The organism is Croceicoccus sp. (assembly GCF_983967925.1).
This window is the reverse complement of record NZ_CFETID010000011.1, coordinates 31833-44709: the sequence shown is the minus strand read 5'-3', so window position 1 is coordinate 44709 and position 12877 is coordinate 31833. Positions and strand designations below refer to the sequence as shown.

Genomic DNA, 12877 nt, shown 5'->3' with positions numbered 1-12877 from the left:
GGGAGCCCCTCGCAAAGCGGGGGTGAAATCGTTACATGGGTCGTCATGACCGAATATATGACCGTAGACGAATCCGACATGCTGCCGCGTGACGGCACGATCAAGCTGCATGGCGCGGCGGGCTTCGAAGGCATGCGCAAGGCCGGGCGACTGGCCGCGCAGATCCTGGACGAGATGGTGGACGTGGTGCAGCCCGGCGTCACCACCGAACAGATCGACCGCAAGGTGCGCGAAATGACGCTGGACGCGGGCGCGGTACCCGCGACGCTGGGCTATCGCGGCTATACGCATAGCTGCTGCATCTCGATCAATCATGTCGTGTGCCACGGCATTCCGGGCGACCGTCAGGTCAAGGACGGCGACATCCTCAACATCGACGTGACCCCGCTGCTCGACGGCTGGCACGGCGACACCAGCCGGATGTATCTGGCGGGCGACGTTCCGCTCAAGGCTAAGAAGCTGGTGCAGGTGACCTATGAATGCCTGCAGATCGGGATCGATCTGGCGCGGCCCGGCGTAAGGCTGGGCGATATCGGATCGGCGATCCAGCGGCATGCCGAACGGCAGCGTTACGGCGTGGTGCGCGATTTCTGCGGACACGGACTTGGCCGCCTGTTCCACGATGCGCCGGAAGTGGTGCACGCGGGCCGTCCCAACACCGGGCCCGAACTGAAACCGGGCATGTTCTTCACGATCGAACCGATGATCAATCTGGGCAAGCCGGCGGTAAAGCTGCTGGACGATGGCTGGACGGCGGTGACGCGCGACCGGTCGCTGTCGGCGCAGTTCGAACATTCGATCGGCATTACCGATGACGGGTGCGAGATCTTCACGCTCAGCCCGCAGGGCCTCAACGCACCGCCCTATCGCGACTGAAGAGTCCGATGGCGGCTCATCGGCGCGCCGGACCCACATAAAAATCCGCCCCGACACATCTTACGTGTGCCGGGGCTTCCTCTCCAACCGATGGGCTGCATCCGCGATTGGCGGACGCGCCGAACTGTTAGCTGATCAATCTTCCGGAGCGATCTGGACTTTCATGCCGTCGAGATCCGCGGTCACGGGAATCTGGCACGAAAGGCGCGAATTGTCCTTGCGGTGGTCCGAACTGTCGAGAAGATCGTCCTCATCCTCGGACATCTCGGGCAGCTTGCCCTTGAAGCCGTCGTCGACGAAGACGTGGCAGGTCGCGCACGAGCAGCAACCGCCGCACAGCGCCAGCAATTCATCGAAACCGTTGTCGCGGATCACTTCCATCACGCTAAGGCCAACATCCGCCTCCACGCTGCGTTCTTCACCTTCGCGGTTCACTACGATGATGCTGGGCATATGAAGCGGAAATTCCCTGATTGGCTGTGATGGATCTAATTTTCTTGCGTCGGACAGGGTCAGGCGACCTTATCGTCGCGCGTCGCTAAAGGCTGCGGCATGAAAACGCAAGTCTGCGCAGGCGCAGCATGGCTATTGTGCGATGCGCGGCAAAAGGAACGGGACAGAACGTGGGACTGAAAATCGCCGAAATTCGTGAGGGCCTCGACGCGATCGCCGCCCGCAATCCGCGCTGGGCGCAGGCGCTCGAAACCCACGGCTATCCCGAAGAGCGCATCCGCCCGACCGGTTATCGCACATTGCTGCGCACCATACTGGGGCAGCAGGTGTCGGTCGCCTCTGCCGATTCGGTCTGGAACAAGCTCACCGCCCATCTGGGCCAGGACATTCCGCCCGCCGCCTTGCTGGCATCCGGTTTCGACGAATTGCGGGCCTGCGGCCTGTCGCGGCAAAAGCAGGGCTATGTGCGATCATTGTGCGAACTGGTCGAAAGCGGCGAGCTCGATCTCGATTCGCTGCCGCAGGACGACGAGGACGCCATCGCGCAGCTGACGCGCATCAAGGGGATCGGGCGCTGGTCGGCGGAAATCTATCTGCTGTTCGCCGAAGGCCGTCCCGATATCTGGCCGGCGGGTGACCTTGCCGTGCAGATCGCCGTCGGGCGGCTGGCCGATCTGCCCGAACGGCCGAGCGAAAAGGAAACCCGCGCCATCGCCGAACCGTGGCGCCCCTATCGCGGCGCGGCGGCGATATTCGCGTGGCACACCTATAACAGCGCCACGCTCTAGGCCCCGGCGGCCGCGTCGATTTGCCGCGCCAGATCGACGTCGCGCTGCGACAGGCCCTTGGCGTCATGCGTGGTCAGCGTGATGTCCACCTTGTTATAGACGTTGAACCATTCGGGATGATGATCCGCCTTCTCGGCAAGGATCGCGATCCGGCTCATGAAACCGAAGGCCTCGGCGAAATCGCCGAACTTCAAGGTGCGCGTGATCGCCAGCCCGTCCTCGCGCAATTGCCAGTCGGTCAGTCCATTCAGGGCGGCGCTGATTTCGGTGTCGGTCAGTCGGTCGACCATGGCGTTCGGCTCCATCATGCTTGGCGAAACCGGTCCTCTCGCATAGGAGCCGAAGCGATGGAACCCGCCGCGCCCATGACACAGCCATCGATCATCGCCGAGCGCCTGTCCTGCGTGCGCGGCGACCGGATGCTGTTCGCGGGGCTGTCGCTGCGGCTTTCTGGCGGAGAGGCGCTGCAACTGACCGGTCCGAACGGTGTCGGCAAGTCCAGCCTGATGCGCATACTGGCCGGATTGCTGCGCCCGCTGTCGGGCGACATCCGGCGCGAGGGGCAGACCGCCCTGCTGGACGAGCGTCACGCACTGGAAGCGCATCTGCCGTTGGGCCGCGCTCTCGATTTCTGGGCGCGCTGCGACCGTGTGCCGGCGGATCGCATGGCAGAGGTGGCGCGCGCGACAGGGGTGGCAGACCTGCTCGACGTCCCGGTCCGCTACCTCTCGACCGGGCAGAGGAAGCGCGCCGCGCTCGCCCGCACCATCGCGGGCCATGCCCCGATCTGGCTGCTGGACGAGCCGCTGAACGGGCTCGATTCCGCGTCGGTCGCCATGGTCGAACGGCTGGCCGCGCGCCATTGCAAACAGGGCGGGATCTGCATCGCCGCCTCGCACCAGCCTATCGCGCTACCCGGCGGGCACAGGCTCGACATCACGGATTTCGCGGCGTGACGTCGATGTGGCTTGCGATCCTGCGGCGCGATCTTGCGATGTTGCTGACAGGCGGCGGACGGCGCGGCGGCGCGCTGCTGCCGGTGCTGTTCTTCCTGTCGGTGGCGATCCTGCTGCCCTTCGCCATCGGGCCAGACGCTTCCATGCTGGCGCGCACCGGGGGCGGCATCGTGTGGGTCGCAGCGCTGCTCGCCAGCATATTGCCGCTCGACCGGCTGGTGGAGCCCGATCTTGAGCAGGGCTTTTTCGACCAGTGGGCGCTGCGCGGCATGGCCGAGGAGTGGATCATGGCCGCGCGCATCGCGGCGCACTGGCTGACCTTCGCGCCCTTGCTGATGCTGGCGGCGCTGCCCGCGGCGGCGTTGTTCGATTTGTCGGCGGATCAGCTCTGGCGGATCGAGCTGGGCCTGCTGGCGGGAACGCCGGGGCTGGCGGCGCTGGGGGTGATGATCGCGGCGCTGACCGCGGGCCTGCGCGGCGGCGCGGCGCTGGCCGGGCTGCTTCTGCTGCCCATGGCAGTGCCGATCCTGATCTTCGGCGCGGGCGGATTGCAGCAGAACGGAGAGGGCGGCACCGCGCTGGCGGGCGCGGTCAGCCTGCTGCTGGTCGCGGTCGCGCCTTTTGCCGCGGGCGCGGCGATCCGGGCGGCGCGGGAATAGGGCGAAAGCACGTATCGCAGTGCCGCCAAAGCAATTCTTGTTTGCCCTTCGCCCGGTGCGACCCTAACTGGATACGCACGATGAAAACGATCCCTGACACCGTCTCCCTGATCGGCAACACCCCGCTCGTCCGCCTCAAGGGGCCGAGCGAGGCTGCCGGCTGCGATATCTTCGGCAAGTGCGAGTTCGCCAACCCCGGCGCTTCGGTCAAGGACCGGGCGGCGCTGGGCATCATCCGCGACGCGGAAGAACGGGGCGAACTGAAGCCCGGCGGCACGGTGGTCGAGGGGACCGCGGGCAACACCGGCATCGGCATCGCGCTGGTCGCCAATGCACGCGGGTACAAGACGATCATCGTCATGCCCGACAACCAGTCGCAGGAAAAGATGGCGACCCTGCGCGCGCTGGGCGCGGAACTGGTCACCGTTCCGCCGACCAAGTTCGCCAGCCCGGCTCATTTCGTCCACACCTCGCGCCGCATTGCCGAGGAGACGGAGGGCGCCGTCTGGGCCAACCAGTTCGACAATATCGCCAATCGCCGCGCGCACATCGAAACCACCGCGCCCGAGATCTGGGACCAGATGGACGGCCGCGTCGATGGCTTTACCTGCGCGGTCGGCACCGGCGGTACGCTGGCGGGCGTGGGCATGGGGCTGAAGGCCTTTGACGAGAATGTCGCCATCGCGCTGTCGGACCCTTACGGCGCGGCGCTTTATGAATATTACGCTCACGGCGAGTTGAAGTCGGAAGGCAATTCGGTCGCCGAGGGTATCGGGCAGGGCCGCATCACCGCCAATCTGGAAGATGCGCCGGTCGACACGCAATATCGCATCTCGGACGAGGAAGGCCTCGAATGGGTGCGCCGCCTGCTGGCCGAGGAAGGGCTGGCGCTGGGCCTGTCTTCGGGCATTAACGTGGCAGGCGCGGTGCGGCTGGGGCAGGAGCTGACGGCGAAACTGGGCCGGCCCGCGCGGGTTGCCACGATCCTGTGCGACACCGGATTTCGCTATCTCTCCACGCTCTACAATCCCGACTGGCTGCGCGAAAAGGGCCTGCCCGTCTTCCCCTGGCTGGACCGCTAAGGCCATGCCGACCTTCGGTTACGAATCCTCGCAAGCCGCCGAACCGCCGCCGCCCGACCTGCGCGGCACGCGGGCGCAGGCGGTGCAGCGGCTTCAGGTCGGCATGGGTGGGCTTGCCGCCATGGTGCTGGTGGTCGGGCTGGCCAGCACGATCATGCAGCAGGCACGGCAGGCCGAGGATCCGGCCAAGCCCACCGCGGCGGCCGAGCCCGAGGGCAAGGCCGGCGATCCGCTGGTCGATGCCGGCGTCGTTCCCGAATTGCCGCAGGAAGAGGTCGTCGTTCCCGATCTTCCCGCAGAACAGATGGTTTCCGACAACCCGCCCGCCAAGGGCCCCGCCGATGCCGAGGCGATCGATCAATAGGCTCTTGCCTCGACTGGTGCATGGCGTGCTGCTCTCGGCCGCGATGGCGCTGGCGGGATGCAAGGGACAGCCTGCGCAAGTGGCCGATCCGGTCGAAAAGGCGCAGCCCGAACTGGCCGTCATGACCAGCCTGCCGATCCTGTGGGCGGAAGGCGACATCGGTTCGATGCTGTCCGGGGATAATGCGGGAAACTGGGTGAAGGACCGGCTTGAGCAGCGATATCGCCTGGTCCCGGTCGACCGCCTCACGCAGCTTTCGGGCCGGTCCCGCCTGCTATTGGCGCAGCCGCGCGCGCTCTCGGGCGAGGAGAATGTTGCGCTGGATGACTGGGTGCGCGAAGGGGGCGATGTCCTGCTGCTCGCCGACCCGATGCTGACCGCGCATAGCGACTATGCGCTGGGCGATGCGCGCGCGCCGCAGCCGGTCGCCCTGTTGTCGCCGATCCTCGCGCGCTGGGGCATGGAGCTGACCTTCGATCCCGCGCAATCCCCGGAAATGCGCGTGTCGCAGGGCGATCTGGCGCTTCCCGTGCGCATGACGGGCGGGCTGCGCCTGACCGGTCAGGGCCATCAAAGCACCTGCACCCTCAGCGAAAATGCGCTGATCGCCCGGTGCGACATCGGCGAAGGCCGCGTCACCGTCGTCGCCGATGCGGCGCTGGTCGAGGATGTCGATCATGCGCTGAACGGCGGCCCGCAGGCGCTCGACCGCTTACTCGACACCGCATTCGCGGACGCCTCCGGCCAGTCTTGATCCGTCCGATCCGGTGCAAACCGGGGAAATGACGGGACGGATCGTCCCAAACCCCGGGGAAAAGACGGGACAGCCATGGAAATCACCTGATTCCGCGGTTTATGAGCCGCTGGAGACGCATGAAGCGCGCTCCCCACAGCGCACGAGGCATGGCGGATTTCCACCGTTTGATCGCTTCTGAACGCGATTTCCCGTAATTTCCCCTTCCATCCCCGATCAAGCCGGGGTAAGACCGAGTCATTCAATCGGATGTTTCGTTTGCCGCGCCTAGGGGGTGCGCCGGGCCACGGTAACGTGCGCCCCGGTGCAGGGAGGGCTGTGTCTCGCGATCTTCCGGGGGCTTGCAGGGATTTCGCGGGGGTACGCCGGTGGCTTCAAGGCCATTCATTTACAGGGGACAGGGCTTTTCGCTTCGCGGCGAAAAAGGCCGGTTCGTCCTGCCGCCAAGCTTCCGCAAGGTCATCCGCGAAAGTTCCGAAGACCAGCGCGTGCTCTGCGTCGCCAAGCATGACCGTTTCGACTGCCTGACCGGCTTCGGCCTCTCCCGCCTCGACCGGCTTGAGGAAGAGCTCGACCGCGAGGAAGATCGTGCCTATCAGGCCGGCCGCCCCTTCGACCGCGACACCCGCTCTGCCCAGCTGTTCGGTTTCCAGGAAGTGCCCTTCGACGATTCGGGCCGCTTCATCCTGCCCGATTTCATGGTCGAGCTTGGCGGGCTGGACGACCAGCTGTTCTTTCAGGGCGGCGGCGCCTTCTTCACCATCTGGAACCCGGAAAAGCTGTTCGCCATGGGCCCCGAATGGGAAGCCGCCAAGGCCGCCTGCCGCGCCATGATGGCCGATGCCGCCAAGCCCGCTAAGGGCCGCGGCAAGAGCGGAGGCAGCAAGTGACCGCCCCGCATGTTCCCGTCCTTCTCGAAGAGGTTCTCGCCGCGCTCTCCCCTCGGCCCGGCGATATCATCATCGACGCCACGTTCGGCGCCGGTGGTTACACGCGCGCCCTGCTCGATGCGGGCGCGACCGTGCACGGCTTCGATCGTGATCCCACTGCGATCGAAGCCGTTCGCGACAATGCCGATGCATGGCCGGAACTGGCGGGCGAGGATCCGCGCCTCGTGCTCCACCCGCGCCGCTTTTCCGAGATGACCGCCGCGATGGCCGATGCGGGCGTGTCGCGAGTCGATGGCGTGGTGATGGACATCGGCGTGTCGTCGATGCAGCTGGACCGGGCAGAGCGCGGTTTCGCCTTCTCGCTCGACGGCCCGCTCGACATGCGGATGAGCCGCGAGGGCGAGAGCGCCGCCGATTTCGTCAACAATGCCGACGAAGGCACCATCGCCGACGTGCTTTACCAATATGGTGAAGAGCGGCAGTCGCGCCGCGTCGCCCGCGCCATCGTCGCGGCCCGCCCGCTGGAAACGACCGGCCAGCTGGCGCAGGTCGTGCGCAAGGCGCTGGGGCACAAGCCGCATATGCCCAAGGACCCCGCGACCCGCAGCTTCCAGGCGATTCGCATCCATGTGAACGGCGAGCTCGACGAGCTGGCCGCCGGCCTCGGCGCGGCGGAAGACCTGCTGCGCGAAGGCGGGCGGCTGGCGGTCGTGACTTTCCACAGTCTTGAAGACCGCATGGTAAAGCGTTTCCTGCGCGATGCGTCTAATAGCGGTGCTGCGCCGTCGCGCCATCTGCCCGATCTGCGGTCGTCCGGACAGGCCGCTTTCGAAAAGCCGATGCGTGCCGTGCGCGCCACCGAATCCGAAATCGCGCGCAACCCGCGCTCCCGTTCCGCTGTGCTGCGCGCTGCCGTGCGCACGGCCGCTCCCGCTCGTCCCGAATCCGAAAGGGTCTTCGCATGACCAACCGCAACCGTTTCCACTCCGTCCTCTGGACTGGTGTGCTGGGCGTGTCGGGCGTCATCTGTTTCGCGCTGATGCTGCAGGTCACCGCGGTGAAGAGCGACATCGCCGATACCGAGCGGCAGATCACTTTTGTGCAGGAAGAGATCGCGACCCTGGAAACCGAATTCCAGACCCGCGCGCGGCAGCAACAGCTCGCCCGCTGGAACGAGGTCGACTTCGGATATCGCGCGCCCGACGCCAGCCAGTTCATCGCCGACGGCACACAGCTGGCGGCGCTGGGCAAGCCCGTCGAACTCGCGCCATCGGGTGCGGGTGAGGTGCTGCTGGCCGATGCCTCGGATGCCGCGCAGGCGTCTTCATCCGACGGCGCAAGGCTGGCTTCGGCAGAGCGTAGCGCACCGCAGATGATGCGCCAGCTGGTCGCGCGCGACGAGAAGGCCGCGCCCCCAAGCGAACGCGTCGCCAAGCCGCTGGCCGGTCGCGACGAACCTGTGCGCCTTGCCGCTGCCGCACCCGGCGCCTCCAAGTCTCCCGCCGCGCGCCCCGACGCACCTGCGCGGCTGAGCGCGGGCGAACGCGCCGAGATCGCGCGCCGCCTCGCGCCCGAACCCGCACCGCGGTCGGCCAGCCAGTTCGCCGAAAGCTTCGACTTCAACAATGTCGTCGCCCAGGCCGGAGCGCAGTCCAACTGATGGCCACGCTGCCGCTCTTTCCCTCTGCCAACCTGCCCGATCTGCGGGGCGCGGCCGTTCGCGCGCTGGGCGGATCGGCTGCGCCTGCCGCTGGTACGGGCGAATACGACTTCGCGCCCCCGCCGCCCGCGCGCCGCTATAACCTGCGCGCCGAAACGCTGAAGATGGCGCGGATGCGCGTCATCGCCATCGCCTTCATCTTCGCCGCCGCGACCGCCGTGCTGGTGCTGCGCGTCGGCATGCTGGGCCTGTTCGAAGCCGACACCGCCCATGCGAACGGTTCCAGCCTGCTGGTGCCCGACAGGGGCGAGATCACCGACCGCAACGGCATCCCGCTCGCCCGCGATTTCAAGAGCTATGCGCTGTGGTTCAATCCCAAGGCGATGGAAGGCGGCGAACCGCTGACCCGTCCGGCCAGCGAGATCGCGGCCGAGCTGGTCAGGATCTTTCCCGACATGGACGAAGCGGACCTGACCCGCCGCCTCGCCAGCGGGAAGGGCCAGTATTTGCGCCGCCGCATCCTGCCCGAACAGGCCAATCGCGTGCATGCCATCGGCGAACCGGCGCTCAATCCCCCCGCCGAACCCAGCCGCTATTACCCCGAAGGCACGCTGGCGGCGCATGTGCTGGGCTATGTCGGCGCGGACGGGAACGGCCATGTCGGCATGGAGGAAGTGTTCGACAAGACGCTGACCGACCCCGCCACGCGCGGCGCGCCGGTGGCGCTGGCCATCGATGCGCGGGTGCAGGCTGCGCTTGAGGACGAGCTGTACCGCGTGATGGGCCTGGCGCAGGCCAAGGGCGCGGGCGGGATCATCATGGACGTGGACACCGGCGAAGTCGTCGCGCTCGCCTCGCTGCCGACCTTTGATCCCAACCATATCGACGAACGCGGCATGGAGCTGATGTTCAACCGCGTGACCAACCAGGTCTACGAACTCGGTTCCACGTTCAAGCCGCTGACCGTCGCTGCTGCGATCGATGCGGGCACCATCGGCAATCTGGCTCGCCGATGGCCGACGGGCGCACCGCTGCGCGTAGGCCGCTTCTCGATCCGCGACAGCCACAGCCTCGGCGCATCGCTCAACGTGCCCGAGATCCTGATGCATTCGTCCAACATCGGCACCGCGCAGATCGCGGACGAGCTTGGGTCGGCGCGCATGAAGGCCAAGATGGAAGATCTGGGCTTTAACGAGCGGCCCTATATCGAACTGCCCGCGCGCGGTTTCCCGATCTGGCGTTCGGGCGAATGGCCGCGCCTGACCACCATGACCGTGTCCTATGGCCACGGTGTCGCGGTGACGCCGCTGCACCTCGCCAGCGCCTATGCCGCGATGGTGAATGGCGGGATCTGGCGTCCGGCCACGCTGAAGAAGCTGGGCGCAGGCGAAGTGCCGCAGGGCCGGCGCGTGTTCAAGGAGGCGACCAGCGCGCGCATGCGCCAGATGCTGCGCATGATCGTCACCGACGGCACGGGCCGCAAGGCCGACGCACCGGGCTTTCGCATCGGCGGCAAGACGGGCAGCGCGGAAAAGCCGGGCGCGGGCGGGTACAAGCGCACCTCGCTCGTCACCACCTTTGCCAGCGCGTTCCCGATGGACAATCCGCGCTATGTGATCGTCGCGATGATGGACGAGCCTCAGGGCACCGCCGCGACCTCATACCAGCGCACCGCGGCGTGGAATTCGGCGATGGTCGTCGGCAATGTCGTGCCGCGCATTGGCCCGATGCTGGGCGTCTTTCCCGACGACAGCCGCGATATCGACCTGACGGACCTGCGTCCGCTGGTCGGGAAGGGCGGGCACTGATGCGCCTCTCCGCCATTCTCGAACGCGCGGGGCTGGATGCGGGCGGCGCGGCGGACGCGCCCGTCACCGGTTTCGCCATCGACCACCGCAAGGTCGCCCCCGGTACCGTGTTCGGCGCGTTCCAGGGCGCCAGCGTCAATGGCGAGGATTTCATTCCCGCCGCGGTCGAAAGCGGTGCGGTCGCCGTCGTCGCCCGGCCCGATGCGAAGGTCGAGGGCGCGCTCCATGTAGCCGACCCGATGCCCCGCCGCGCCTTTGCGCGCATGGCGGCGCAGTTCTTCGTGCCCGTGCCCGCCACCATCGTCGCGGTCACCGGCACCAATGGCAAGACCTCGACCGTGGAGATGACGCGCCAGATCTGGCGCATGTGCGGGTTTTCGGCCGCCAGCATCGGCACGCTGGGCGTCACCACCCCGGACGAGAGCGTGTCGACCGGCCTCACCACGCCCGACATCGTGACCTTCCTGTCGAACATGACCGGGCTTGCGCGCGAAGGCGTGACCCATGTCGCCTATGAAGCGTCGAGCCACGGCCTCTCGCAATTCCGGAACGAGGGGCTGAGGGTCGCGGCGGGGGCCTTCACCAATCTGTCGCGCGACCACCTCGACTACCACGCCGACATGGAAGATTATTTCGCCGCCAAGATGCGGCTGTTCGACGAGGTCGTCTCGGACGGCGGCCACGCGGTGATCTGGTCCGACGATCCGCGCAGCGATGCGGCGATCGAGCGGGCGCAGGCGCGCGGCCTTTCCGTTCTGACGGTCGGCAATCGTGCCGACGAAGCGGGTATCCGGCTGAATGGACGCCATCCGACCGAACTGGGCCAGGAACTGGCGCTTACCTATGGCGGCGCGGACTACAAGGTCAGGCTGCCGCTGATCGGTGCCTATCAGGCGGCCAATGCATTGACCGCCGCGGGCCTCGTCCTCGCCACCGCCGATGCGTCCGGGCCTGCCGCGGCGCAGGTGTTCGACGCGATGTCGCGGCTGCAGCCGGTGCGCGGACGGCTTGAACGCGCCGCGATCAACCGCGCGGGCGCGCCCGCCTATGTCGATTACGCCCATACGCCCGAAGCGTTGCAGGCCGCCGTCGCCGCGCTTCGCCCCCACGTCGGCGCGAACGGCCGCCTGATCGTCGTGTTCGGCGCGGGCGGCGACCGCGACACCGGCAAGCGCGGCCCGATGGGCGCGATCGCCGCGCGCGAGGCCGATATCGCCATCGTCACCGACGACAACCCGCGCGGCGAGGATCCTGCGCATATCCGCACCGCCGTCATGGTCGGGGCGGAAGGCGCCAGCAACATCAGCGAAATCGCAGGCCGGCGCGAAGCCATCGCCGCCGCGATGCAGCAGGCCGGCAAGGGCGATATCGTCCTGATCGCCGGCAAGGGCCACGAACAGGGCCAGATTTATGGACGCGGCGAAGCCACCCGCGTCCACCCCTTCGACGACGTCACCGTAGCAAGAGAGTGTGCAGCATGAGTGGAACTCAGATGAAGTCCGTCCTCAAGACCGCCGCCCTGAAAAGTCCGGTCCAGAAGAGCCCTGCTCTGAAAACGATCCGGCCCGTTCCGGACGCGACCCGCATGGCCATTATCGAGGAAAGCGATGCGGGCGGCGAGCGCCCCTTGTGGCGCGCCCATACGCTGGCGATGGCGGCGGACGGCACGGTGCATGGCGATTTCGCGGCCAATCACGTCGCATTCGCGCCCGGCGAGGTGCAGCGCGGCTCGCTCTATGTCGCGCAGGGCGAGGTCGATGCCATGGCCGCGCTGCAGAACGGCGCGGCGGGCTGCCTGTCGGTTCACAAGCTGCGCGGACCGCATGTGCTGGTCGACGATCTGCACATGGCGCTCGCACGCATCGCGCGTGCCTCGCGCAATCGGTCGCGCGCCACGATGACCGCGCTGGCCGGGTTCGGCGCGGGTTCGATGATCGATGTCGTGCTGCATGACGCGCTCGACCGCGCAAGCCGCGGCATGGCGTGGATCGCCGACGCGGATCTCGGCATGGCGGCGTCGCTGTGCACGCTGGCGGCGGACCGCAACCATGCCCTGTTCACGCTCGACAATGCCGACGATGCGCGCGCGCTGCGCCCCCATCTGTTCGTGTCGGGCAGCCATCTCGATCACGCCGTCGGCGAAGCGATTTCCGCCACGCTGCAGCAGGGCGGTGCCGCCGTGCTGCCTGCCGACAGCTGCGACTTCGCCGCATGGCGCGCGGCCGCCCTGGACGCGGGCGCGCAGGTCTATGGCTATGGCCGGAAGCCCAGCGCCGATATTCGCCTGATCGACACGGTGACGATGGAGGATGGAACCACCCTCGTCACCGCCGACATGATGGGCCGTGCGATGTGCTGGTCGCTGTCCGAAGGCCTGTTCGAGGATGCCGACGTCCTCGACTCGCTGGCGATCATGGGCGCGATGCGCGCGTGCGGCGCGTCGCTCGGCGCGGCTGCGCTGGCGCTTTGCGGCCACGTGGAAGAGGAAGAGGCGCCGCTCGCCGTGGCGGTCTGATCGTCCGGCCTGCGCGGGTCGCCGGTTCGGCTCTCGTTCAGGTGGGGAAATGCTGAGGGGGGCGCTTCACAT

Annotated in this window: 15 protein-coding genes; 13 read left to right on the top strand and 2 right to left on the bottom strand. The window is 67.3% G+C overall.

Going from position 1 to position 12877, the window contains the following annotated elements; all coding sequences use genetic code 11:
• Window positions 1-45 precede the first annotated feature (45 nt).
• A complete protein-coding gene (gene map, locus AC4FIJ_RS08115; protein WP_490336209.1) occupies window positions 46-876 on the top strand; it encodes a type I methionyl aminopeptidase in 831 nt (276 codons plus the stop codon).
• A gap of 135 nt (window positions 877-1011) precedes the next feature.
• Here the strand turns inward: map and AC4FIJ_RS08110 are convergent, their stop codons facing one another.
• A complete protein-coding gene (locus AC4FIJ_RS08110; protein ID WP_490336208.1) occupies window positions 1012-1329 on the bottom strand; it encodes a 2Fe-2S iron-sulfur cluster-binding protein in 318 nt (105 codons plus the stop codon).
• A gap of 170 nt (window positions 1330-1499) precedes the next feature.
• Between AC4FIJ_RS08110 and AC4FIJ_RS08105 the strand changes: the two genes are divergently transcribed.
• Window positions 1500-2117 (top strand): DNA-3-methyladenine glycosylase family protein, encoded by a 618-nt coding sequence (locus AC4FIJ_RS08105; protein WP_490336207.1) that lies wholly within the window; start codon window positions 1500-1502, stop codon window positions 2115-2117.
• On the opposite strand, the gene AC4FIJ_RS08100 is transcribed toward AC4FIJ_RS08105, so the two are convergent.
• Entirely contained in the window at window positions 2114-2407 is a 294-nt protein-coding gene (locus AC4FIJ_RS08100; RefSeq protein ID WP_490336206.1) for a 4a-hydroxytetrahydrobiopterin dehydratase, read from the bottom strand. The genes AC4FIJ_RS08105 and AC4FIJ_RS08100 overlap by 4 nt on opposite strands.
• A gap of 75 nt (window positions 2408-2482) precedes the next feature.
• On the opposite strand from AC4FIJ_RS08100, the gene ccmA reads away from it, so the two are divergent.
• From ccmA to AC4FIJ_RS08045, 11 genes are all read left to right on the top strand, one after another.
• Complete coding sequence (gene ccmA / locus AC4FIJ_RS08095; protein ID WP_490336205.1) at window positions 2483-3073, top strand: heme ABC exporter ATP-binding protein CcmA; 591 nt, start codon at window positions 2483-2485, stop codon at window positions 3071-3073.
• A 5-nt stretch (window positions 3074-3078) separates the two neighbouring features.
• The gene (locus tag AC4FIJ_RS08090; RefSeq protein WP_490336261.1) at window positions 3079-3732 is read left to right on the top strand and encodes a heme exporter protein CcmB; all 654 of its coding nucleotides are present in this window, start codon (window positions 3079-3081) and stop codon (window positions 3730-3732) included.
• Between the two features lie 80 nt (window positions 3733-3812).
• A complete protein-coding gene (locus AC4FIJ_RS08085; protein ID WP_490336204.1) occupies window positions 3813-4814 on the top strand; it encodes a cysteine synthase A in 1002 nt (333 codons plus the stop codon).
• Window positions 4815-4818: 4 nt separating this feature from the next.
• Window positions 4819-5178 (top strand): hypothetical protein, encoded by a 360-nt coding sequence (locus AC4FIJ_RS08080; RefSeq protein ID WP_490336203.1) that lies wholly within the window; start codon window positions 4819-4821, stop codon window positions 5176-5178.
• 4 nt (window positions 5179-5182) lie between these two features.
• Complete coding sequence (locus tag AC4FIJ_RS08075; RefSeq protein WP_490336202.1) at window positions 5183-5932, top strand: ABC transporter; 750 nt, start codon at window positions 5183-5185, stop codon at window positions 5930-5932.
• Window positions 5933-6300: 368 nt separating this feature from the next.
• Window positions 6301-6822 carry a division/cell wall cluster transcriptional repressor MraZ gene (locus AC4FIJ_RS08070; protein ID WP_490336201.1) on the top strand — a complete coding sequence of 174 codons (522 nt, stop codon included), beginning with the start codon at window positions 6301-6303 and terminating at the stop codon, window positions 6820-6822.
• A complete protein-coding gene (gene rsmH, locus AC4FIJ_RS08065) occupies window positions 6819-7787 on the top strand; it encodes a 16S rRNA (cytosine(1402)-N(4))-methyltransferase RsmH (protein ID WP_490336200.1) in 969 nt (322 codons plus the stop codon). The genes AC4FIJ_RS08070 and rsmH overlap by 4 nt, the downstream gene beginning before the upstream one ends.
• Entirely contained in the window at window positions 7784-8482 is a 699-nt protein-coding gene (locus AC4FIJ_RS08060; RefSeq protein WP_490336199.1) for a hypothetical protein, read from the top strand. Before rsmH ends, AC4FIJ_RS08060 begins: the two co-directional genes overlap by 4 nt.
• 164 nt (window positions 8483-8646) lie before the next feature.
• On the top strand, window positions 8647-10290 hold the full coding sequence (locus tag AC4FIJ_RS08055; RefSeq protein WP_490336260.1) for a peptidoglycan D,D-transpeptidase FtsI family protein: 1644 nt from the start codon (window positions 8647-8649) through the stop codon (window positions 10288-10290).
• On the top strand, window positions 10290-11771 hold the full coding sequence (locus AC4FIJ_RS08050) for a UDP-N-acetylmuramoyl-L-alanyl-D-glutamate--2,6-diaminopimelate ligase (protein ID WP_490336198.1): 1482 nt from the start codon (window positions 10290-10292) through the stop codon (window positions 11769-11771). Before AC4FIJ_RS08055 ends, AC4FIJ_RS08050 begins: the two co-directional genes overlap by 1 nt.
• The gene (locus AC4FIJ_RS08045; RefSeq protein ID WP_490336197.1) at window positions 11768-12805 is read left to right on the top strand and encodes a hypothetical protein; all 1038 of its coding nucleotides are present in this window, start codon (window positions 11768-11770) and stop codon (window positions 12803-12805) included. The genes AC4FIJ_RS08050 and AC4FIJ_RS08045 overlap by 4 nt, the downstream gene beginning before the upstream one ends.
• Window positions 12806-12877 lie beyond the last annotated feature (72 nt).